At 66.8% G+C, this 20,600-nt stretch carries 23 protein-coding genes; 17 read left to right on the top strand and 6 right to left on the bottom strand.

Annotation, left to right across the window (positions count from 1 at the left end; genetic code table 11):
• Positions 1-1,194: 1,194 nt before the first annotated feature.
• The 3 genes from HOV77_RS32110 to HOV77_RS32100 all read right to left on the bottom strand — a co-directional run bounded on the left by HOV77_RS32110 (position 1,195) and on the right by HOV77_RS32100 (position 4,244).
• Positions 1,195-2,157 (bottom strand): NAD-dependent epimerase/dehydratase family protein, encoded by a 963-nt coding sequence (locus HOV77_RS32110; RefSeq protein ID WP_290869287.1) that lies wholly within the window; start codon positions 2,155-2,157, stop codon positions 1,195-1,197.
• 9 nt (positions 2,158-2,166) lie between these two features.
• Positions 2,167-3,654 carry a helix-turn-helix transcriptional regulator gene (locus HOV77_RS32105; protein ID WP_290869284.1) on the bottom strand — a complete coding sequence of 496 codons (1,488 nt, stop codon included), beginning with the start codon at positions 3,652-3,654 and terminating at the stop codon, positions 2,167-2,169.
• A 230-nt stretch (positions 3,655-3,884) separates the two neighbouring features.
• Positions 3,885-4,244 carry a GntR family transcriptional regulator gene (locus HOV77_RS32100; protein ID WP_290869281.1) on the bottom strand — a complete coding sequence of 120 codons (360 nt, stop codon included), beginning with the start codon at positions 4,242-4,244 and terminating at the stop codon, positions 3,885-3,887.
• 152 nt (positions 4,245-4,396) lie between these two features.
• Here HOV77_RS32100 and HOV77_RS32095 point away from each other — a divergent pair, with 152 nt between their 5' ends.
• From HOV77_RS32095 to HOV77_RS32025, 15 genes are all read left to right on the top strand, one after another.
• On the top strand, positions 4,397-4,744 hold the full coding sequence (locus HOV77_RS32095; protein ID WP_290869279.1) for a hypothetical protein: 348 nt from the start codon (positions 4,397-4,399) through the stop codon (positions 4,742-4,744).
• Positions 4,745-4,870: 126 nt separating this feature from the next.
• Entirely contained in the window at positions 4,871-5,842 is a 972-nt protein-coding gene (locus tag HOV77_RS32090; protein ID WP_290869276.1) for a hypothetical protein, read from the top strand.
• A gap of 21 nt (positions 5,843-5,863) precedes the next feature.
• Positions 5,864-6,697, top strand: coding sequence for an FtsK/SpoIIIE domain-containing protein (locus tag HOV77_RS32085; protein ID WP_290869289.1), 834 nt, complete (start codon positions 5,864-5,866; stop codon positions 6,695-6,697).
• An 18-nt stretch (positions 6,698-6,715) separates the two neighbouring features.
• Positions 6,716-7,012, top strand: a complete 297-nt coding sequence (locus HOV77_RS32080; protein ID WP_290869273.1) for a hypothetical protein — start codon at positions 6,716-6,718, stop codon at positions 7,010-7,012.
• A gap of 97 nt (positions 7,013-7,109) precedes the next feature.
• Positions 7,110-7,466, top strand: a complete 357-nt coding sequence (locus tag HOV77_RS32075) for a hypothetical protein (RefSeq protein ID WP_290869270.1) — start codon at positions 7,110-7,112, stop codon at positions 7,464-7,466.
• A complete protein-coding gene (locus tag HOV77_RS32070) occupies positions 7,463-7,846 on the top strand; it encodes a hypothetical protein (RefSeq protein WP_290869267.1) in 384 nt (127 codons plus the stop codon). The genes HOV77_RS32075 and HOV77_RS32070 overlap by 4 nt, the downstream gene beginning before the upstream one ends.
• On the top strand, positions 7,843-8,523 hold the full coding sequence (locus tag HOV77_RS32065) for a DNA cytosine methyltransferase (RefSeq protein WP_290869265.1): 681 nt from the start codon (positions 7,843-7,845) through the stop codon (positions 8,521-8,523). Before HOV77_RS32070 ends, HOV77_RS32065 begins: the two co-directional genes overlap by 4 nt.
• Entirely contained in the window at positions 8,520-8,837 is a 318-nt protein-coding gene (locus tag HOV77_RS32060; RefSeq protein ID WP_290869262.1) for a hypothetical protein, read from the top strand. The genes HOV77_RS32065 and HOV77_RS32060 overlap by 4 nt, the downstream gene beginning before the upstream one ends.
• Positions 8,834-9,211, top strand: coding sequence for a hypothetical protein (locus HOV77_RS32055; protein WP_290869259.1), 378 nt, complete (start codon positions 8,834-8,836; stop codon positions 9,209-9,211). Before HOV77_RS32060 ends, HOV77_RS32055 begins: the two co-directional genes overlap by 4 nt.
• A complete protein-coding gene (locus HOV77_RS32050) occupies positions 9,208-9,663 on the top strand; it encodes a DUF3307 domain-containing protein (RefSeq protein ID WP_290869256.1) in 456 nt (151 codons plus the stop codon). Before HOV77_RS32055 ends, HOV77_RS32050 begins: the two co-directional genes overlap by 4 nt.
• The gene (locus HOV77_RS32045; RefSeq protein ID WP_290869254.1) at positions 9,660-10,619 is read left to right on the top strand and encodes a DUF2637 domain-containing protein; all 960 of its coding nucleotides are present in this window, start codon (positions 9,660-9,662) and stop codon (positions 10,617-10,619) included. The genes HOV77_RS32050 and HOV77_RS32045 overlap by 4 nt, the downstream gene beginning before the upstream one ends.
• Positions 10,616-12,433, top strand: a complete 1,818-nt coding sequence (locus HOV77_RS32040) for a replication initiator (RefSeq protein WP_290869251.1) — start codon at positions 10,616-10,618, stop codon at positions 12,431-12,433. The genes HOV77_RS32045 and HOV77_RS32040 overlap by 4 nt, the downstream gene beginning before the upstream one ends.
• 188 nt (positions 12,434-12,621) lie before the next feature.
• Positions 12,622-12,843 (top strand): helix-turn-helix domain-containing protein, encoded by a 222-nt coding sequence (locus tag HOV77_RS32035; protein ID WP_290869248.1) that lies wholly within the window; start codon positions 12,622-12,624, stop codon positions 12,841-12,843.
• Complete coding sequence (locus HOV77_RS32030; protein WP_290869245.1) at positions 12,840-14,036, top strand: site-specific integrase; 1,197 nt, start codon at positions 12,840-12,842, stop codon at positions 14,034-14,036. Before HOV77_RS32035 ends, HOV77_RS32030 begins: the two co-directional genes overlap by 4 nt.
• Positions 14,037-14,152: 116 nt before the next feature.
• Positions 14,153-15,196, top strand: a complete 1,044-nt coding sequence (locus tag HOV77_RS32025; protein ID WP_290869243.1) for an ROK family protein — start codon at positions 14,153-14,155, stop codon at positions 15,194-15,196.
• Positions 15,197-15,287: 91 nt separating this feature from the next.
• On the opposite strand, the gene HOV77_RS32020 is transcribed toward HOV77_RS32025, so the two are convergent.
• Together HOV77_RS32020 and HOV77_RS32015 are read right to left on the bottom strand one after the other, a co-directional pair.
• Positions 15,288-16,802: an ATP-dependent DNA ligase gene (locus HOV77_RS32020; protein ID WP_290869240.1), complete on the bottom strand. Its 1,515-nt coding sequence runs from the start codon at positions 16,800-16,802 to the stop codon at positions 15,288-15,290.
• A gap of 100 nt (positions 16,803-16,902) precedes the next feature.
• Positions 16,903-17,904, bottom strand: coding sequence for an NAD-dependent epimerase/dehydratase family protein (locus HOV77_RS32015; RefSeq protein WP_290869238.1), 1,002 nt, complete (start codon positions 17,902-17,904; stop codon positions 16,903-16,905).
• 85 nt (positions 17,905-17,989) lie between these two features.
• On the opposite strand from HOV77_RS32015, the gene HOV77_RS32010 reads away from it, so the two are divergent.
• Both HOV77_RS32010 and HOV77_RS32005 read left to right on the top strand, forming a co-directional pair.
• Complete coding sequence (locus HOV77_RS32010) at positions 17,990-18,718, top strand: GrpB family protein (RefSeq protein ID WP_290869235.1); 729 nt, start codon at positions 17,990-17,992, stop codon at positions 18,716-18,718.
• 24 nt (positions 18,719-18,742) lie between these two features.
• Positions 18,743-19,348 (top strand): hypothetical protein, encoded by a 606-nt coding sequence (locus HOV77_RS32005; RefSeq protein WP_290869232.1) that lies wholly within the window; start codon positions 18,743-18,745, stop codon positions 19,346-19,348.
• Between the two features lie 449 nt (positions 19,349-19,797).
• Here the strand turns inward: HOV77_RS32005 and HOV77_RS32000 are convergent, their stop codons facing one another.
• Positions 19,798-20,502 (bottom strand): HAD family hydrolase, encoded by a 705-nt coding sequence (locus HOV77_RS32000; RefSeq protein WP_290869229.1) that lies wholly within the window; start codon positions 20,500-20,502, stop codon positions 19,798-19,800.
• Between the last annotated feature and the right edge of the window lie 98 nt (positions 20,503-20,600).

Here is a 20,600-nt window from a genome sequence, read left to right as displayed (position 1 = left end):
GTCCCGGCGAAGCGGCGGGCCTTCGGCCCGGCCCCCTTTGTCGACGGCGCGAGCGGCCCGTAATGGCCGCCTTGAAGACGTAAAGAAACTTCTCACACAATGCGCGGTGATTTCGTGCCACCACCCATTAGGGCTTCCAGCACGCGCCGGGGCACGTGTTGCCCGGCGAGGTCCAAGACACGTTCAAGGCTGACGGCTAGCTCCGACGAATCGAGGTCAATCGCGCCCGTCCAGGTAGACGGTTCGTATCGCGCCAGGCTAGACAGCCCAAGCAGGAGCGCCCACCACAGTAGAAGCGGGTGCGGGCTCTCCCCGCCTGCAAGCGTTGGCATCGCGTACCCAACTAGATGTGGATGCGGCCGCTCGGGGTACCGGTGATCAACCTCTACGAAGGATGCCATCTCTCGTTGTCGCCGCCAGAAGTCAGCGATGTTGGTCTGATGAGGTGCTGAGACCCCGATCGTTGCTCGCATCACGCCTTGATGATCGGGACCTCGCACCACGACATCATTGGGACCCGCTTGGACAGCACCGTAGGGGCCTTGGGCCACGCCGAATGCGGTGCGAAGTGTTGGATAGACACTCAACACTTGTTGAATATCTGTCCCGGTGGTGCCAGGCAGATCAACTGAAGCTCCAATGATCCCCCCCGTACTGATCGGGTAGACGTTCGGAGCCTGATCGACCTCTCTTGGTAGGGCTTGTGTGCCGATTGGCACTTCCAGTACGCGTGGCCATCTTCCGGCACTGGCTGGGATCGGAACGTCACGAAGATCAGGATTCGCAGCCCACAGCGCACCGAGTTCAACAGCGCCACTAAGTGTCGGAGACCCGATGGATACCGCTACACCGCCGAACGAATCGTCCAGCCGCTTTTGGGGCTTCACAAGAGTCTTAAGGAGTGGACGTGGGGGATTGCTTGGGGGAATCGAGAGGCCATGGGCTCGGAGTGCAGAATCTCCAGGGTGATGCGCTGCTGCTATGGCCCGTCCAGCTTGACTCAAGCAATAGAAGAGCGGCAGTGGCCTGGCCGCGTACCCGGCCGCGTCCGACGCAGCCGCGAGTTCTTCCGCTTGACGTAAGGCAGCTACGAATGTGTGCTGCCTATCCGGATCCCTGCGTGCCCTTCCTGTCGGGGCTGCGCGCAGCGCTCGAATTGCCTGCCATGCTTGACTTCCGCTCAGGTCTGGCATCCTATCGAGCCTTTACCTGACGCTGGCCGCGGTTCGTAGCCTTCCATGCATCTGCGAGAATCCGATCGATGGATGAGCGGCGAGCTTTCCAGCCAAGCGAAGCCCGTGCCTTGCTGACATTTGCGACCAGAGTATGTGGCTCGTGTGCGGGCGGCCGATGGACGATCTCGATGGAACGCCCGGTGATGCGTTCACCAGCTCGGATGACCTCCATCATGGAGAGCCCCACGCCGGTACCGATGTTGAAGACCTCTCCGTAACCGGCCTCGGTGGATCGCAGGGCTAGCCGGACCGCTTCAGCTACATCCAAGACATGTGTGAATTCTCGGACTGCGCTGCCGTCACCGTTCACTGTCACGTGCGGGATCTCACCATTGGCTGCTCGGATGACGTTGGAGATGATCCGGGTTTGATCCGGGTCGCCATAGCCGTCCGCTGTTGCGCCAGCGATATTGAAGCAGCGGAGAATCGAGGCTCCGATCGCCCCGGTTCGGGCGTACCCGCTGATCAACTGCTCGGCTGCGAGCTTTGAAGCTGCGTACGGGCTCTCTGGATTTGGCGGGTCGTCCTCGGTAAGCGCGCCGGATTTGCCGGAGCCGTAGACGGCGTTGGTCGATGCAAAGATGACCTTCGGGGGCCGCTTAAGCCGGGCAGCTTCGACCGCTCGCAGGAGGTTGATTGTCCCGGTGACGTTGACGTCGTAGTACTCGATCGCCTTGGCGAAAGACTCCCGCGCAGTGGCGAGCGCGGCGAGGTGGCAGATCGCGTCCGGCTGGATCTCGTTAACGACGTCAGCTAGTCCGATCAGGTGCCGTAGGTCTGCCCTGCGGACGCTATCGGCACCGGGAATCGAGAGCCCCGGCCGAGTGTGCGTGAGGGCCGTTACTAGCGCACCGTGACTGGCTAGCTCTGCGACCACCGCTCGGCCGAGGAACCCGGTGCCACCGGTGACAAGAACTCGCAAGATTGTCTCCTAGTCGGCAAGCAGCGTGTGGCGGTGTTGCCAGGCAAGCTGAAGGCATGCGGCTGCGGCTGGAGCGAGGCGCTTCGACCCGATCAGTTCCCTGATGGTGTGCTCTGTGAACGGAATTGCCGATGTCGGATGCACGCGCCCGGTCTTCACGACGGTGCCTTCCTCATTGGCGTCGACCATGTTGCCAAACAGAGTGTCGTAGACGTCGGCGTCAAAGACCACGGTGGTAAGGATCTCGCCGTAGAGCGTCAAGGCGTCCAGCCCGAATCCGAGGCAGTATGGCCGGATCTTGCCTGCCGATCGCCCTTGCTCGAACATGTCGAAGGGCGGCGCGGAGTAATCGATGGGGTGGCCGTCGCCGTCATGCTCCGGATTGCCGAGGAATTCCTCCGAGTACTCCCGCATGATGTTGCGCCAAAGGCTGAAGTCGGCGGCAAGCGCGGCTTGACTGATGCTCGATGGCTGGAAGACGCCACAGGGCATGACGTGCAGCATCCCGCCAGCAACGGCAACGTTGCCCGCGTTGCGATCGTGAAGGACGAATGTCGCGCCGTATCGATCGCGACGGATGGTCAACGTGTCGGTCGACGTGCCCAATGCCCGGCTGCCAAGGTCGAAGGGATCGCCTAGCCTGCGCCGAATTCCGAGCCCCTTCCATGTCGCAGGGGAGACGCGTCCGTCCGCCGAAATGAGCGAGGCCGCAGCTTCATGGGCAAGCGCCTCACAAACGTCGACTTGCTCGAAGTACGACGTGTCGCCGAAGGCCATGTATCCCGCTTGGGCGTTCCACGAGATGTCGAGGAGCCGCCAGAGCATGCGGTTCTCGAAGAGCCGGGGGTGGTCCAACCCTCGAACGGCGTGGCTGTAGCGATGGAACCGACGTCCGGGATCGATCAGGGGGCGGACATGATCGGCGAAGTCTTCCTTGCCGGTGACCTCCGGTCGCGCCGCGCGGTCGTCCGGCTCCAGTTCCACAGCTTCTAGCGGCAGAGCATCCGGCGGCAACAGGTCTGGGTTGGCTAGTAGTCCAGTGCCGGCCAAAGTCGTACCAGCCTCATAGAGGGCAGCGACGCTGTGGGCGAGTGCAACTCGGTTGGAGTTTAGAGCGCGTCGAATCGCCCGCCACTCACTCTGGCTGTTGGTGACGAGTGGATGAGGGCCTGTCGCTGCCGGTGCCTGGATCTCGAACGATGGAGCAGGAGTGGCGGTCCCTTCACGGTCATGAAGAGCTTCACGGGGCCGGACAAGGCCGAGAGCCTCGACCGAGACTCCGAAGTGTTCAGAGAGTAGTCGGCGGTAGAACGGGGAAGGGCGAGTGACTCCGCGTTCCCACCGGCTCACCTGATTCGCAGTGACCGAACCGGTCTTGCCGCCCGTACCGGCCAACCGGTTGACGGCTTCGGCAACGTCCTGTTGGGACTGTCCTGCTGCGTCGCGAAGGTTGTACAGGGCCAGATTCGGCGTTGCTGCGTCAGCGTTGAGCGGCATCTTCCAGGTCCCCCCGTCCCCGTCAGAGTGGTCTGGGCCTATTGCATCGGACAGTAGATGCCTAGTCAATGCCTATCGACCTCCCCTGTCCTGACGACATGCATGCGTTTCAACGCTTCGACTTGGCTGGTGTCCTAGATGCATGACGTCGGACCTGATGCGCGAGATCGCAAGCGAGATCGCAGACCTCAATGCGCGAGCCAAGCGTCTCAGCCTCCGGGTGGATGCGATCACGACTGCCGGGTCCGCTGCGCCTCCAGCTTCGCTACCCGCGACTCCAAGTTCTCGAACGATGCCCGAAGGGCGGCAAGATGGTCCACAACGTCCTGGACCGTGAGGGATTCACTGCTGCCGGAGGTGCTGTCATGTTCGCGGACGAAAACGCCGCGTCCTTGCCACCGCACGACGAGGTCGCCGAGTTCACCGATGGCCTGCTGAACGGTCATGGCAGCGACGCCATACTCCTCTGCCATCTGGCGTCCGGAAGGCAGGCGTTGACCCGGAGCAAGCTCGCCGCTTTCGATCTTCTTTCGCAGGTGATCGGCAATCTGCACGTAGCTAGGGCGTGGGTCGTTCGGGCTGATGGGCACGCCTACAGGCTAGGCAATCGGTCCGACTAAAGCGAGCCAGCACGCTCTAGAAAATCTTGATATCGTACTAGTACGAACTAGAAGAGGCTGGTACAGTCAAACGCACAAGCCGAATCGAGCGCTGAGAGCGCACACCACAGGAGGAATCAACGATGGCGAGCTACAAGCTCAAGACGGACGGGATCGAGTTCGAGGTCGCGAAGTCGGCGGCTCCGAAGGTGGACAACGAGGGTCGGCAGAAGGTCGACGTGAACAGCGGCTACCCAGTGTGGGTGGTGGAGCTGACCGCGTGGAAGGGCGAGGACGAGGGTGCGGACACGATGGCGGTGTCGGTGGCGTCGGCTTCGGCTCCGGCGGTGAAGTGGCGTCAGCCGGTCGAGGTGGTCGATTTGGAGATCATCCCGTGGGCGAATCTGGACCGGAACAAGTCGGTGCGGCAGGGCGTGTCGTTCAAGGCCGCTGAGATCCGCCCGGCGCAGGTTCTCGCGTCGGTCGGCTGACCGGCAACTGCCAGCAACTCTCGGCATTTTCTTCTCAAGCTTTGAGTGTCCGGGGTCGCGTAGTGATTGGCGTCGCTGCGACCCCGGACCTGCCAAGTCCTGACCCTGCAAGGAGGGGGACTCGTCGTGTCCAATTCTAGTTCTGGTGGCCTGTTCGGCCGTCAGCACACCGGCAGCGTCACTTTGGTGGACCAGCCGGTGCGGGTGCAGTTTCAGCGCAAGGCGCAGTTGACGTTCTGGATCGTCGCGATCGTCACCGGTCTGATCTCGGCCACGGTTCTTTCCCACGTGTGGCACCCGCTGCTGGGCCTGCTCGCCGGGGCGGTGATCGGGTTCGTGCTGGGTCTGCTGGTCGCGTCGGTGGTGCTGATCTGGCCGCTGCTGCGCGCCTTGTGGTGGTGGGCTGATCTGATCACGGCCGGTCTTGTCGTGTTCCTCGGCTGGCCCGCCCTGGCCAACGCCACCAACGTCCCGGTCTCGCTTGTCGTCTTGGTGGTGCTGGTCGGGGTTCCGGCCGCCGTGCCGGCCATTCGGCATCGGGTCGTGGCGATCGTGTGGTGTTTCGCGGTGCGGCATCGGCTGCGGACCGCGTTCGCCCCGATGGTCCGCTCCGGTGGCCACGGCCGGGCGGGGAGTCTGCCGCTGATCGGGATGGCGTGGCCGACCCCGGCCGGGGAACGCGTCACCATCCTTCTGCGCCCGGGTCTGACCTACGCGGATCTGGAACGTCAGCTCGGCGCTTTGGCGGAAACCTGCCGCGCCGACCAGGTCCGCGTCTCGCGTGCCTCGCAGTCGAACGCCGCCCGGGTCCGGATCGACATCTCCCGCCGCGACCCGCTGACCGCCCTCGTGATCAACCCGCTTGCCGGTGTGGGCCGGGGCACTGGTTTCGACCCCACGATCGTGCCGCTGTCGCCGGGCATGCCCCCGGTCGGCCTGGACCTGCCCGACGTGCCCGAACCTGCCGACCCCGAACGCCCCACCGGCCGTGTCCCGCGTCCCCGCCCAAACGGCAACGGCAGCAATGCCAACGGCGGCAACGGTTCTAGCCCGTCCGGCCGTTCGTTGCCCGATGACCCCAACGACGCCTTCATCTGAAAGGAGGTTCCTGCCGTGAGCATGCTTGGTTCCGCGTTCGTGCGGCCTGCGATTCCGGTCGCGCCGAACCTGTCGATCTTCGACCCGGTGTTCATCGGGGTGGACGAGTTCGGCAAGCCGGTCTACGTGACCATGATGTACCGCAACAAGCTGATCGGCGGTGAGCCCGGCGCGGGCAAATCGTCGCTGCTGTCGAACTATCTGGCGCACGCCGCCCTGTCGGCCGACTGCCGCCTGTGTCTGATCGACGGCAAGCAGGTCGAACTCGGCCTGTGGGAGCAAGTCGCCGACGTGTTCGTCGGCCCGGACCAGAAACACGCGATCCGCACCCTGTTGCGGGTGCAGCAGGTGATGGACAACCGCTACGCCTATCTGCGCCAGCACCGCCGCCGCAAGATCACCCGCGATGATGCGTTCTCCGCGATCCTCATCGTGATTGACGAGATCGCGTACTTTTCCGCCACCGTCGGCTCCAAGACCGAACAGGACATGTTCTCGGCTCTGCTGCGGGACCTGGTCGCCCGGGGCCGTGCGGTCGGCATCATCGTCCTGGCCGCGACCCAACGCCCCTCCAGCGACATCATCCCGACCAGCTTGCGGGATCTGTTCGCGTGGCGGTTCTGCGGCCGCACGTCCAACGACTCGTCGTCGGACATCGTGCTGGGCCATGGCTGGGCCTCGAAGGGCTACACCGCCAACAGCCTCGACCCGACCAATCAGGGCTCGGGTCTGCTGATCGCCGAAGGCGGCACACCGAAGCTGGTCAAGGCCGCTTATCTGACCGACGACGACGTGATCCACCTCGCCGACTACGCCGCCTACATCCGCCGCCCGCAACACGCACTCGCCGCCTGAGCCGGAAAGGACACCGTCATGAGCAAGCCGAAACTGCGCCAGCGCATCACCGACGCGGCCGTCACGGTCGGGCACAAGGCGGCCCGGTTCCAGCGGCCGAAGGTCACCCAGGTCTTGTGCGAGCCGTGCGGCCGGTGGGTCAAGCCCCGCGAGTTCGAACCCCGCATGTACGCGTGCACCACCTGTGCGCCGGGCATCGCCCACGCCCTGTATCGGATCCAGCGTGACGCCGCCCAGATCACCACGGCGGCCCAGCGCGCCTATGAGAAGGAACTGCACGCCTGGCGGCGACAGCTGGCCAGCGTCAACCGATAACCGCAGTTCACCAGCACCGCCCGGACCAGGTCCTAACCGGCAAGTGAAGCCCTGGTCCGGACGGCCATTCCACCATCCACGAAGGGACGTGGCTGTCATGCACCCTACCCTCACCCTGCCCCGGCTCACCGAACCGGTGACCTCGATGCGAGACCCCCTCGCTGCCGGGCGCGCCACCCTCACCCGCCTCGCCGGACGCCCTGACCGTGTCCGCGACGCGTTCCTCGCCCACTACCTGGGCCAGATCCTCACCGAGCTCGCCGACCGTGTCACCGATCCGGTCGCCGCCGAGCTCATCTCCCGTGCCCTGAGCACCTGCGCTGCCAACGAGCAGATCAGCCGCGAATACCACGCCGCTTTGGCCTACGAGCGGCCCACCGACGAAGACGAACCCACCACCACTGGAATGCCGGCCGGAGTCGTCGGCTACGCACTCGGGAGGCACACCCGATGAACACCCCCACCAACCCGACGCCGGTTGCCACTCCGGCGCAGATCCTGCGGGACGCCGCGACCTACCTCCAGGTGTACGGCTGGACCACCGACAACTACTACGACCGCAGCACCGCCGCTGCGTTCCCGCCCGCCTGCGCGAGCGGTGCGATCTACTACGCCGCCTGCGGCGTGGCCTACCCCGCCACCCTCGACGGGCTGGACAGCTACTACGAGGCCGAAGACTTCTTCGTCCGCCACCTCGGCCTGAACCCGAAGCAGTCGGACCTGCCTATCGCCGACTGGAACGACCGGGACGGCCAAACCGCCGACACGGTCATCACCGCACTGCGGTCGGCTGCCGACGCGTGGGAGTCCAAGCATGCTGGTGGTGCGGCATGACCGCGCGCCCGCGTCTGCTGGACCTGTTCTGCTGCGCCGGTGGCGCGAGCATGGGCTACCACCTGGCCGGCTTCGACGTCGTCGGTGTCGACAACCGTCCGCAACCCAACTATCCGTTCACGTTCCACCAGGGCGATGCTCTGGAGTTCCTGGCCGCCCACGGCGACCGGTTCGACGCGATCCACGCCTCGCCGCCATGCCACGACCACACCCCGTTGGCCAACGTCGTCGGCCACGACGGAACCGGATGGCTGCTCGACGCCACCCGCACCGCCCTGGACATCCTGGGCCGGCCGTATGTGATCGAAAACGTTCCCGGAGCGGACATGCCCGGGGCCGTCACCTTGTGCGGTACCGAGTTCGGTCTGCACACCGACACCGCGACCCGCGGCCGGGTATGGCTACGCCGGCATCGACGCTTCGAATCCAACCGGCTGCTCATGGGTGCCGGTGGCTGCTACTGCCACACCAAACGCGGCCGGATCATCGGCGTCTACGGCACCGGTGACAGCGGCCAAGGCCACGGCTGGAAAGGCTCGTTCACCGACCGGCAGACGGTCATGGGCATCGACTGGATGACCCGCGAGGAACTCTCCCAGGCCATCCCGCCGGCCATGACCCGGTTCATCGGCGAACAACTGCTCGCCGCCCTGATCCCGACCGGCGGTGCCCGATGAGCACCCCGAACGTCAAGACCCCGTTGACACCCGTCCCGGCGCAACGCCGCCGCGACACCGTGGAGAACCCGGCGTTTGCCGCGTTCGCCAAACGCATCATGCGGGCGTTCGCCCGCCGTGTCGGCGACGAAGCCGACATCGAAGCCCTCACCGATCTCGTCGCCCTGTCCAACGAGGTCGACGACGCGATCGCCACCGCCGTACGCGGACTGCGTAAGGCGAACCCGCCCTACTCGTGGGCCGACATCGGCCGCGTCCTGGGCATCTCCCGGCAAGCAGCACAACAACGCTGGGGCGGCGGTGACATGCCATGACACCGGTAGATCCCCGCCTGCTCACAGCTGGACTGGCCGTCACGGTCGCCACGCTGATCGACGTGTTCGCAGACCACTTCCGTGGTCTGCCCGCCGCCATGGTCTGCCCTGGCTGCGGTCACCGGTTCGCCGACAACGACACCACCGGCGACTGCCCCACCCTCGCCGTGGTCCGGCCGCTGCTGCTGCGCCGCCACCACGAAAACCCCAACCACACCAAACGCCTCCCAGCTGAGGCGTTCGAAAACCTGCGCCTGACCAAACCCAAACCCTTGCGCGCCAACCCTTCCACGCGCCCACAACCACCGGTCACCGGTGACCTGTTCGACGTCACCGCCTTCCGCCGCACCGCACGGCAAGGAGACCTCTCATGACCGACACCCGCATAGCCGCGTTCGCGGCCGTGTTCGCCGCTCTGTACGCCGCCCACCAGGTGGCCGACCACTGGATTCAGACCCAGTACCAGGCCGACCGTAAAGGCCAGCCCGGCCGGGCCGGACGCATCGCCTGCGCCGCCCACGTCACCACCTACATCGCAACCGCAGTCCTCGCCCTCCTGGCCATGGCCCACTACACCGGTCTGACCCTGCACCTACCCGCCACCGTCGCCGGACTCACCGTCTCGGCCCTGACCCACTACTTCGCCGACCGGCGCACACCCCTGGCCAAACTCGCCCGCCTCACCGGCTGCGACCGGTTCTACCGCCTGGGCACACCCCGCCCCGGCCACGACGACAACCCGTCGCTGGGCACCGGCGCGTACGCGCTGGACCAGTCCTGGCACATCGGCTGGCTGTTCATCACCGCCCTGGTGGTGATCGCATGACCAGCCCCAAAACCCGTTCCGGCCTGCCCGGTCGTGGCTGGGCCTACACCGGAGCCATCCTCGGCGGACTGGTGTCCATCGCCGCCAACATCGGCCATTCGTTCATCGTCCCTGTCGGCGCACCCGCCGACTGGCAGCCCGAACCCGGCCAGGTCGTCTCAGCGATCGTCTGGCCCGTCTTCCTGTTCATCGCGGTCGAAATCCTCGCCCGCATCGGCTGGCCCAACGGCCGCATCTGGAAAGTCATCCGCTGGGGCGGCATGCTCCCCGTCACCCTCGTGGCCGGAGCCGTCTCCTACCAGCACCTGTCCGGGCTGCTTGCCCACTACGGCGAAGACACCTTCGTGTCCACCGTCGGACCGCTAGCCGTCGACGGACTCATGGTCATGGCCACCGCAGCCATCCTGGCCACCGGAGCCAAACCCCGCCGCACCACCCTGAACACCACTACGACTTCGGTCACGCCGTCCACCACGGCGACCGCCACCGCGTCTCCGCAGATTGTCCCGGCCCGGCCGGTGCCGGTCCCGGTCGTCGTTGACACCCCGACATCTGAGCCCGTCCCGGTCCGATCCGCCCCGGCAGTCCAGCCGCCTACGGCGGTCGTCTCCCCGGCATCTGACACGGCCGAACCTGTCGCGACCCGTGCACCCGACACGGTGCCCGTCGCACCGGCGCCCACCGCCGCCGAGTCGGCTGCGACCTCAACCCCCGCAGTCGCCCCGAGCGTCCCCCTGGGCCGTCCGGTCCCGGCCGCTCTGCTGTCACGCGCCCGGCACACCGCCCAAGCGCACCATGCCACCACCGGAGAACCGATCACCGCTGGCGAACTGGCCGTCCGGCTGCGTATCGACACCCGCGACGCCGCCCAGATCCTCGCCGTGCTCAACCTCGACCCGACCAACACCAAGCCGACCGCGACCGTCAACGGCAAGCTTGTGAGCAACCGCCGGTGAACGTCTCGACCCCGACCGTCGCACCCAGCCCCGTGCTGGGTGCGGCCCCGGCCGCCGAGCCGACCCGCACCCACCCCCGGCAGTCCGAGCCGTGGCGGGCCTTCCGGCCCGAGACGACCCGTGACCACATCGCCGTCCGCGCCGCGTCGACCGACATGGACGCCTGGTACGCCCACATCGCCCCAGCTGCTGCGTGCTCGCAACCCGTCCGGCTGACCGGTGGCCTGTTCACGATCGTCCGTACCGGTGACCGGGCGACCATCATCGACGCCCGCTACACCGACCAGATGCCCGACGGCGTGCTCTACAAAGCCTGCGGCAACCGGCGAGCCTCGGTCTGTCCTGCGTGCGCGAAGTTGTATCAGCAAGACGCCTACCAGCTCATCCGGGCTGGGCTCGTCGGCGGCAAAGGCGTCCCCAAGACGGTCGCGACCCATCCGGCAGTGTTCGCCACCCTCACCGCACCCTCGTTCGGGCCGGTGCACACCCGAGTCGTGGGCAAGCACACGTGTCAGCGGCGGGCCCGCTGCGATTGCCGGCCGAATCCGTGCCGCGCCCGCACCGGCAAAGGCGACGTCAAAACCTGCCCGCACGGCCAAAGCCTGGTCTGCTTCGCCCGGCATGAGGAGGGCGATTCCCGGCTCGGCCGTCCGCTGTGCTTGGACTGCTACGACCACGACCACCACGTCGTGTGGAACCTCTACGCCCCCGAACTGTGGCGGCGCACCAAGCAAGCTGCGGAACGCTACCTCCACGGCCTGGCCCGCGACCGCGGACTCCCCGACGCCATCGTGGTCACCGCGTCCGGCAACACCGTGCGCAAGTCACCGGTCGGCCTGTCCCACGGCAAAGTCCACGAACTCCAGCAACGCGCCGCCCTGCACTACCACGGCATCCTGCGCCTGGACGGCCTCGACCCCACCGACCCGGCCCGGATCGTGCCCTCACCGGCCGGTTTCACCTCCCACGACATCGAAGCCGCGTTGCGGCACGCCGCCGCGCATATCAGCTTTACCACCCCGGACCATCCGGACCGGCCCGGTGGCTGGCCCATCACCTGGGGCGACCCGAAAGCTCTCGACGTCCGCCACGTCAACGTCACCGGACGCGGCGAAATCTCTGACCAGCAGGTCGCCGGATACCTCGCCAAATACTCCACCAAGAGCACCGAGATAACCGGGTTCGTCTCCAAACGCCTCACCGAAGCCGACGTCCGCGCGATCGAACCCGACACCCACGTCGGACGGCTCGTACACGCCTGCTGGCGCATCGGACGGCCCCGGGCCGAATGCCATGTCATCGGCTCCGGCCGACTCGTACCCACTTGGCGCACCGCCCGCCTCGCAGAGCCGTGGACGTGCCCCGACTGCGGCCGACGCACCCGGCTGGCCATGTGCATCGACTGCAACCCCACCCGTCAAGAAGACATTGACACCCAACGGGCCAACCAGCGCAAGCTCGCCAACGACAACCCCTACGCCCGGCTGCGCCGGTGGGCTCACATGTTCGGCGTCGGCGGGCACCTATTCACCAAAGCCCGCCGCTACTCGGTCACCTTCGCGGCGCTGCGCGCCGCCCGCATCGAATTCCGGCGCACCGAAACCACCCCAGCTGCGGCCGACGCCGTCGTACGCACCGCCGACCACACGGCCGAAGAAACCACCCTCATCGTCGGCAGCTTCACCTTCGCCGGAATCGGCTGGCACAACAGCGGCGACGCCCTCCTCGCCAACACCAGCGCAGCCCTCGCCCGCGCCCGACGCCAAGCCGCCCGCGACGCCCTCACCAACGACGTCGCCACCACCTGGCACTGATCCCCGGGCCGAAGGATTTCCAGGCCGGCACCGCCCTGCAGAAGACCCAAACAGCAAATCCTCCGGACAGCACCACCGTTCCTTGAGAACTCCATAGAGGACAGAACCGAGACCTGCCGCCAGCGCAGCAAGTCCAAACTCTGTCGGCCCCCAGCGGCCGGAACTCAAGGAAGGAGCAACCCACGTCCATGACAACCACAGCACTCGTCTCAAAGGAGGACGCCCGTAAGGCCTTGTACAAGGTCCCCGAGGCGATGAACCTCCTCAGCCTCTCCCGGACCGTCATATACGAACTGATCCGATCCGGGCGACTGCGTACGGTCAAGGAAGGCCGTAGCCGCCTCGTCCCCGCCACCGCCATCACCGACTATGTCACGCTCCTGGAGCGCGAAGCCGGAGCCGCCGCATGACCACGCGACGCAGCAGGGGAGACGGCGGACTCTACTGGAGCGAAAGCCGCCAACGCTGGATCGCCGAAGCCACCATCGGCTACACCCCGGCCGGGAAGCGAATCACCCGCAAAGGCAGCGGGAAGACCAAGACCGAGGCCAAGACCAAACTCAAGGAAGTCTTGCGCGACCATGAAGACGGGTTGGCCATCGCCCCGCAGAACTTCACGGTTGCAGACGCAGTGAACGACTGGCTGTCGTTCGGCCTCACCACTCAGGCCGAAGACACGCGAAAGAACTACTCGAATCTGTGCCGAAACCACGTGCTCCCAGGGTTGGGCGCACGTAAGTTGCGCGATCTACGAGCAGATGACGTAGACCGATGGCTCGCACGCGAAGCGAGGACGCTGAGCACGCGTACGCTGCGAATCGTTCTCTCGCTACTCAACCGGTCGGTCATGCGTGCCATGGCGCGCGACAAGGTTAAGCGCAACGTCGTGGCGCTCTGCTCGGTCCCAAAGGGGCAGAAGCCAGGAAGACCCTCAAAGGCACTGACGCTGTCCCAGGCGAAGGCGGTGCTAGACGCCGCCGAAAGCAGCAGGATTCACGCCTACATCGTGCTCTCTCTGCTTACGGGGGCACGGACGGAAGAGATGCGGGCACTCACCTGGCGTCATGTGGACATGGGCGGCAGGCCGGAAGGCGATCCGCCCACGCCGCCCTCGGTCGAGGTCTGGCGGAGTGTGCGCACGGATGGTGATACCAAGACGCGAAAGTCACGGCGGTCGTTAGCACTGCCCAACAGGTGCGTCGATGCGCTGGCTCGTCTTCGGGTCAGACAGGCTCAGGAGCGAGCGACGGCGGGGGACCGTTGGCATGAACTGGGTCTGGTGTTCGCGACCAAGACGGGGCGACCACTTGACGCGGGAAACGTCCGGACGGCGTTTCGGAGTGTCATCCGCAGGGCGGGTCTTCCGCCGAAGGACTGGACGCCTCGGGAACTGAGGCACAGCTTCGTCTCGATCCTGTCGGACAGCGGTGTGCGGCTGGAGGACATCGCGGATCTCGTCGGTCACGCCGGAACGGCCGTAACCGAGCAGGTCTATCGTCATCAACTTCGACCCGTACTGCTGGGTGGCGCGGTGGCGATGGATGAGATCTTCAAGGAGGAGGAAGCGCCCGAGTCTGAGGAAGATCCTGAGGAGCAGGCATAGTCACCCAGTTAGTCACTCAGCAGTTTGACGAGAGTGCGCGTGAACGTCGCTGAGCTGGGTAGATCGTTACCCACTCAGCGGCAAACGCGTTTGAATAGCTGTCAAGAGGTCAGCACATGCCTGTTACCGGACCCGGTCACCTGCTTGCCCTGATCCGTACGCGTCCACACTGGACGAGGCGGGAGCTGCTCGACGCCACCGGCATGTCCCGGCCGACGTTGCTGGAGCGGCTCGCCCCGCTGTTCGCGGCCGGTCTCATCCATGAGGCGGGATCGACGCGGTCCGAGGGCGGCCGGCCGCCTCAACTGATCCGGTTCGACGACCGGTCGATGGTGGTGCTGACCTTCGACGTCGGGCATACGCACGCTCGGGTCTGCTACAGCGGCGTCGACGGCCGGCCGCTGCGGTTCGTTTCGCTCCGCGTAGACCCCGCTGATCCTGGCACCATCGTCACCGAACTGCTCGGGGTCGCCGCCGAGTTGGGACCGGCGATTGGCGAGCGGCTGATCGGAGTCGGGGTCGGGCTGCCCGCGCCGATCTCGCCCCTGACCGGGCTGCCTTCGCCGTCGACGGTGCTGCCGTCGTTTCCCGCTGCGCGAATGCAGCGGCTTTGGGAGGTCCCGGTGGTGTTCGAGAACGACGCTCGGGCGTTCGCCCTGGGCGCGGCGCTGTCTCTCGCCGGTGGTGTCGTGCTGGGGGTGAAGTGGTCCAGTGGCATCGGCGCGGGCGTCGTCGTGGACGGGCGCTGCCTCACCGGGGCCGACGGCGCGGCCGGGGACATCGGGCACATCCTCGTCGACCCGGACGGGCCGCTGTGCCGCTGCGGACGACGTGGCTGTCTCGCGGCCTTCGCCGCCGGGTACGCCCTCCAGGGTGCGTCGCCGGTAGCGGCGGCACGCCGGGTGGGTGGCGTCCTCGCCTCGCTGATCGCGCTGGTCAATCCGCGTACGCTGGTCCTCGGGGGGTCGATCGGGGCGCAGCCGTCCGTGGTGTCGATAGTGGACGAAGTGGTGCGTTCGGTGGCGATGCCGCACAGCGTTGGAGAGTTGCGCGTCGTCGCTTCGCCGCCGGAGGTGGAAGCCGCGACGGTCGGGCTCGTCGAGCTGGTCGTACGCCGAGTGCTGTCGCCGGACGCCGTCGACGCGTTGGCCGCGCCATGATCAGCGGAAGTTTCGCGGGGCTATGACCCCGCGAAATTTCCGCTGATCAAGGCGCGGCGCGCATGCGCCAGCGCGAAGCGCGGAGCGTGCGTTACGAGCCGCTGCGAATGCGTAGTACCTCGTCGATGGTGTCCGCCTCGTCGGCCCGCTTGTCGTCGCGATACCGCAGCACCCGGGCGAACCGCAGAGCCACACCGCCGGGGTAGCGCGGACTGGTCTGCACGCCGTCGAAGGCCACTTCCACCACCTGCTCGGGGCGTACGGTGACGACCCAGTCGCCGCGGTCGACGGCGAGTTCCAGGAAGCGCTGCGTCTGCCAGCGCAGCATCTCGTCGGTGAGTCCCTTGAACGTCTTGCCCAGCATCACGAATCCACCCGTACGCGGATCCCGCGCGCCCAGGTGCAGGTTCGACAGCAGTCCCGTACGCCGTCCATGACCCCACTCGACGGCCAGCACCACCAGGTCGAGGGTGTGCCGCGGCTTCACCTTCACCCAAGCGCCGCCCCGGCGGCCGACGTCGTAGGCGGCGTCCACGGATTTGATGACGAGTCCCTCGTTGCCGCCCATGATCGCCGCCGCGAAGAACTCCTCGGCCTCCTCGGTGGAGGTGACGGTCTGCCGGTCGATGAGCAGATCGGCGGGGACGATCGAGGCGAGGGCGGCCCAGCGCCGATGCCCGGGTTCGTCGAGGTAATCGCGTCCGTCGGCATGCAGCAGGTCGAAGAACTTCGCGATCAACCCGCCCGGCGCGCCCGATCGGGTGGCGGCGAGCGATGCGGTGATCTGGAACGGATGCGGCCGACCCTGTTCGTCCAGCGCGAGGGCCTCGCCGTCGAGCACCAGCTCGCGAGCGGGCAGCGAGCGGACGGCGGCCACGATCTCCGGCAGCCGGGAGGTGAGGTCGTCCAGACTCCGGCTGAAGACGGTCACCTCGTCGCCCGACTTGTGCACCTGGATGCGTACGCCGTCGAGCTTGACGTCGGCCATGGCGGGCACACCGGTGACGGTCAGCGCCTCGTCGACCCCGGAAGCGGCCTGAGCCAGCATCGGCGCGAGCGGACGGCCGACGGCCAGCGTGAACTCCCCGAGCGCGGCGGCGCCACCTCGTAACGCGGTCGCGGCGACGAACGCGAGGTCTCCGCTGAGGAGCAGCGCACGGCGTACCGCCGCTGCCGGAACATCCGCGGCCTGTGCGATGGCCTCGGCCAGGACCCCCGCGAGCGCCCCCTGGCGGACCTCGCCCGTGAACAGACCCCGCAGCAGTTTCTGCTCGGGCGCGGTCGCCGCCCCGAACAGTGCCTGGACCTCTTCCTTGCGCCGGGCCTGCGAGCCCGTGCCGCTGATCGCGGCGAGCCGGTCGACGGTGGCCGCGACCTGCCCGACCGTGAGCGTGGCGACCTCGGTCGGCGAGGGCAGTGCCTGTAATGTCGCCCACCCCACCCCGGTCGTACGCTGCCGCAGCTCACCGGCGAGGAAAGCGGCACCGGCCTCGGCCTCGTCGGAGGCGAGCCCGCGCAGCGTCTTCGCCAGCAATTCGATCTTGGCTTTGCGACCGGACGTCGCCGCCACCGCCTCCGACGTCGCGGCTACCTCTGCGAACAGCACGCTCCCATCGTGACACCGGCGTACGACACGCGCTGCTCATCGAGCGCATGATCATCGCAGGATCCGGGATAACGCGGCCTCCCGCGCCCGGAAAGGGACGTTATCCCGGGATAACGCGAGAAAGAGCAGTGAGTAGCGAGCGTTCGCGAGCGGAAGAGAGCCCAGCCCGCCGATACCGGTCGAGCCCAAGCGAACGCTCCCACGCCAGCACGTCCTCCAGGAAGGCGGAGCGGGACCGATGAACCAGCCCGGCAGCCACCGCGGCAGCCCCCGTACGCCGAGACCACCCGGCGTAGTCGTCAGCCACGAGCCACATCGCGAACGAATCGGGCCCCATGTATTCCTTGACGTCCTGGGCCAGCAGCCATTCCGCGGAGGCGCGTACGACGGGTCCGGTATGCCCGCCGACCTGCCGGCACAGCTCGATCCACTCCGCGAAGGGGACGATCGGCCCGACCGTGTCGAACACCCCGGCCGTGCCGGATTCGCCGAGGTCGAGCAGCCAGGCGGCGAGGTCGCGTACGTCGATCACCTGGGTCGCCACGTCTGGGGTGTCCGGCACGAGCAGCGGCTCCTCCGGCGCTCGGGCCGCCCGCGCCACCCAGTATCCGGCCCGGTCGCTGCGATCGCCGGGACCGCCGATCAACCCGGCGCGCGCGATCACCAGCCGGTCGCCGAGTGCCGCCTGCGAGGCCTGTTCGCAGGCGACTTTGGCCTCGCCATAGAGATCCTGCTCCACGACGTCCAGCTCGGTCGCCGCGCGTAGCGGAAACGACTCGTCGGCGCCGGGCGTCTCGAACGACGCGTAGGCGTTGCCCGACGACACGTAGGTCCAATGCCTGGCCTTGTCCGCCAAGGCGTTCAGGGCTCCGCGTACCAGTCCCGGCTGCCAAGACACCTCGACGACCGCGTCCCACTCCCGGTCCGCGACCGCGTCGTAGGCTCCCGGTTCCGTCCGGTCCGCCACGACCAGCGTCGAACCCTCGGCCACCGCGCCGCTCTCGCCACGCGCCAGACACGTCACCCGATGCCCGCGCGCGACCGCCTGGCTCGCGTACTCCCGGCCCAGAAAGGCCGTGCCGCCCAGAACTAGGATCTCCATGCGGCCCACTCAACACCCCATCAGCTGGTACGCCCAACGCAGTTCGCCGACAGCGCAAGATCCGTCAGCCGATACCATTCCCGTCATGAGCCTGCCGCTGCCGTATCGAGTGCTGACCGGACCGGACGACTCCACGTTCTGCGAACGGGTGAGCGAGGCCCTGGCCGACGGCTACGAGTTGCACGGTTCTCCGGCGCTGACGTTCGACGGCGACCGAGTGATCGTCGCGCAGGCGATCACCTTCCCATCGGATCGTGCGGTCGTCAGCGACTACGACGAAGGATGGCCGGCGCGGGCGCAATCGCTCATCAGTGAACTCGCGAGCGCTCTCGGACCGGCGGCGTCGCGAATCGAGCACATCGGCAGTACGGCGATTCCCGGGATGGCCGCGAAGGACCTGCTCGACCTGCAGATCAGCGTCTCCGACCTCGACACCGCCGCAGGGGCGTTCGCCGCACCACTGGCCGAACTCGGATTCGAGCGTACGGCGTTCAACTCCGATCACGTGCCGGCCGGAAGCGGCGACGATCCCGCCCGATGGGCGAAGCGCTTCTGGCGACGGCGGAACCACCCGTCCGGCGACGTGAACCTCCACGTACGCGTCGTGGGGTCACCGAACGAACGTCTCGCCTTGTTGTTCCGCGACTGGTTCCGCGCGCACCCCGCCGCGATTCCGGCGTACGCCCAGTTCAAGCGGGTGCTTGCGGACAACGTCCCGGATCGGGTCGCGTACACGGACGTGAAGGATCCGGTGGTGGACCTGGTGATCGGCGCCGCCGAGCAGTGGGCGACCGCCACTGCCTGGCGCCCCTGACATCTGGTGCCAGCGGACGAATTGATGGGTTCCGTCGACGAAGAGATGACGGCCTGGGTCCTCGACGGCCTGTACGAAGTTCCCTGGCGGGCACTCTGCAGCGCTCGCCCAGGAGCGAACGCCTCGGCAGTGCCGGACCTGATCACGGCCTTGGTCACGAAGGCGAAGACGCTGGAAGACTTTTGGCGTTTGCGGCGGATGCTGGAAGACGAGGTCATCTACGAGGGGTTCTTCATCCAGGCTGCGCCGTATGTCATCCCTTTCCTGGCCCGCTGGATGTTGGTGGACGAGTCCGAGGACGCTCGGGCGACAGCGATCGGAATCATCGATCTCATCAGCGCCGACGATCCGGATGACCCGGACGACTCCGGAACGCCGGAGGAACGCGAAATTCTCCGGCTGGCACTTGTCGACGCCCTGGACGCCGTCTACGACGTGATCGCGAGGGCCTCCGGCCCTTCTCGTCGTCAGGCGATCACCTTGGCGTACGGAATCGACGGGATGACGCCTCGGCTGGTCGAGGCGCTTTCCGAGGCGGAAACCTCGAGTGATGACGAGGCCTTGCGGGAAGTGATCGCGTACGTGCGGCGTGACGGCCGCGGTGGTCACCTGGGCCGGCCCGTTGACTAGCATGCACCCGCTCAGTCGGCACGTGACCCGCCATGGCTCCGATCGGATGTCGCAGCGGCGTTGGAATACCGGCGTTGGAATACCCAGGAGGAACGATCGGCAGGAGGCCGACATCGCAGCATGTGCGTCTCGATGCCAACGCCGCTATCGATAAAACTCGATCAGCCGGATTCTCGCAGGATCTGATGCCCGGGAGCCCCCAGACGGCGTTGCGAGCCGTGACCAAGCATCAAGGGAGTCGCGAAGCCCGAGTACGGTGCTTTATCTGAGTATGATCAAGTTCCCTGGGTCTGCGATTTTCGGCTCGCATCGGCCGACATGTGCCCGTCGTATGCGCCAGAAGGCTGATTTCCGCTGACCACGGGTACTTGATCATCAATTCTGGCCAGAAATCGCAGACCACGGGCACACGATCTTGGCGTGCGCCCCGAACCCTGTACCAACGGGCTCTAAAGCTCGGCGGCGGGGATGAGGCAGAGGTCGAGGAGTTCCGGCAGGTCGTCCACTGAGTACTCCGGAAGGTGGTCGTCCGGGTCGGCTCGATGCTGTGCCGCCTCCGGATGTGCGGCATTCGTGACCAGCACCGGACGCATACCGGCGTCGTGAGCGCCGCGTAGTTCCCGTCCGCCGCCGTCGCCGACGTACCAGCACTCGGCGAGTGACACCCCGAGCCGGGAAGCGGCGGCGGCGTACAACTCCGGGGCGGGCTTGCGGATTCGTTCGCGCCAGCTGAAGACGGGGGCGTCGATCAGCGGTGCGAACGGGTTGTTCGGCCAGTCTTCGACGAGTTCGCTGCTGCAGTCGCTCATCAGCGCGAGCCGGAAACCTCGTTCTCGCAACGCAGTCAGTGTCTTGACCGCGTCCGGGCGGGGGCGCTGTGTATGCCGTGCGCCGTCCAGCTGCGCCCGGAGCGCTGCGGTGAGTACGCTCTCGGACGGATCGACCCCGCAGCGGCGAGCCATCGCGAGCAGGGTGGCCCGGGTGTCGCCGTACGCACCGATGATCCGTTCGCGGAACGTGTCGACCATCGCGCCCCAGAACACGTCGCCGTCGATGCCGAGCACTTCACCGGTACGCGAGTACAGCTCGCGCCGCTCGCTTTCGCCGGCCGGGTTCGACAGGGTGCCGTAGTAGTCGAAGACGATCGCGCGCATGCGCCATGATCCCACGCCCCAAGATCACCACCAGATCAGGGATCGCGGTCGAATCACGGGTCAAGATTCGGCCCAGAACCCTGATCCGGCGCGAAAAG

The sequence above is a fragment of the Hamadaea sp. genome, from assembly GCF_013362815.1.
GTDB lineage: Bacteria > Actinomycetota > Actinomycetes > Mycobacteriales > Micromonosporaceae > Hamadaea.
The sequence above is the reverse complement of the archived record's forward strand: the minus strand, read 5'-3'. Positions and strand labels throughout refer to the sequence as shown.

What these genes read in the sequence shown, in the direction of transcription:
- HOV77_RS32050 (WP_290869256.1), top strand. Translation starts at nt 9,208, where the DNA reads ATGACCGACACCCGCATAGCCGCGTTCGCGGCCGTGTTCGCCGCTCTG.
- HOV77_RS32070 (WP_290869267.1), top strand. Translation starts at nt 7,463, where the DNA reads ATGAACACCCCCACCAACCCGACGCCGGTTGCCACTCCGGCGCAGATC.
- HOV77_RS32030 (WP_290869245.1), top strand. Translation starts at nt 12,840, where the DNA reads ATGACCACGCGACGCAGCAGGGGAGACGGCGGACTCTACTGGAGCGAA.
- HOV77_RS32025 (WP_290869243.1), top strand. Translation starts at nt 14,153, where the DNA reads ATGCCTGTTACCGGACCCGGTCACCTGCTTGCCCTGATCCGTACGCGT.
- HOV77_RS32035 (WP_290869248.1), top strand. Translation starts at nt 12,622, where the DNA reads ATGACAACCACAGCACTCGTCTCAAAGGAGGACGCCCGTAAGGCCTTG.
- HOV77_RS32075 (WP_290869270.1), top strand. Translation starts at nt 7,110, where the DNA reads ATGCACCCTACCCTCACCCTGCCCCGGCTCACCGAACCGGTGACCTCG.
- HOV77_RS32000 (WP_290869229.1), bottom strand. Translation starts at nt 20,502, where the DNA reads ATGCGCGCGATCGTCTTCGACTACTACGGCACCCTGTCGAACCCGGCC.
- HOV77_RS32095 (WP_290869279.1), top strand. Translation starts at nt 4,397, where the DNA reads ATGGCGAGCTACAAGCTCAAGACGGACGGGATCGAGTTCGAGGTCGCG.
- HOV77_RS32085 (WP_290869289.1), top strand. Translation starts at nt 5,864, where the DNA reads ATGCTTGGTTCCGCGTTCGTGCGGCCTGCGATTCCGGTCGCGCCGAAC.
- HOV77_RS32010 (WP_290869235.1), top strand. Translation starts at nt 17,990, where the DNA reads ATGAGCCTGCCGCTGCCGTATCGAGTGCTGACCGGACCGGACGACTCC.
- HOV77_RS32105 (WP_290869284.1), bottom strand. Translation starts at nt 3,654, where the DNA reads ATGCCGCTCAACGCTGACGCAGCAACGCCGAATCTGGCCCTGTACAAC.
- HOV77_RS32065 (WP_290869265.1), top strand. Translation starts at nt 7,843, where the DNA reads ATGACCGCGCGCCCGCGTCTGCTGGACCTGTTCTGCTGCGCCGGTGGC.
- HOV77_RS32045 (WP_290869254.1), top strand. Translation starts at nt 9,660, where the DNA reads ATGACCAGCCCCAAAACCCGTTCCGGCCTGCCCGGTCGTGGCTGGGCC.
- HOV77_RS32080 (WP_290869273.1), top strand. Translation starts at nt 6,716, where the DNA reads ATGAGCAAGCCGAAACTGCGCCAGCGCATCACCGACGCGGCCGTCACG.
- HOV77_RS32005 (WP_290869232.1), top strand. Translation starts at nt 18,743, where the DNA reads ATGGGTTCCGTCGACGAAGAGATGACGGCCTGGGTCCTCGACGGCCTG.
- HOV77_RS32060 (WP_290869262.1), top strand. Translation starts at nt 8,520, where the DNA reads ATGAGCACCCCGAACGTCAAGACCCCGTTGACACCCGTCCCGGCGCAA.
- HOV77_RS32015 (WP_290869238.1), bottom strand. Translation starts at nt 17,904, where the DNA reads ATGGAGATCCTAGTTCTGGGCGGCACGGCCTTTCTGGGCCGGGAGTAC.
- HOV77_RS32055 (WP_290869259.1), top strand. Translation starts at nt 8,834, where the DNA reads ATGACACCGGTAGATCCCCGCCTGCTCACAGCTGGACTGGCCGTCACG.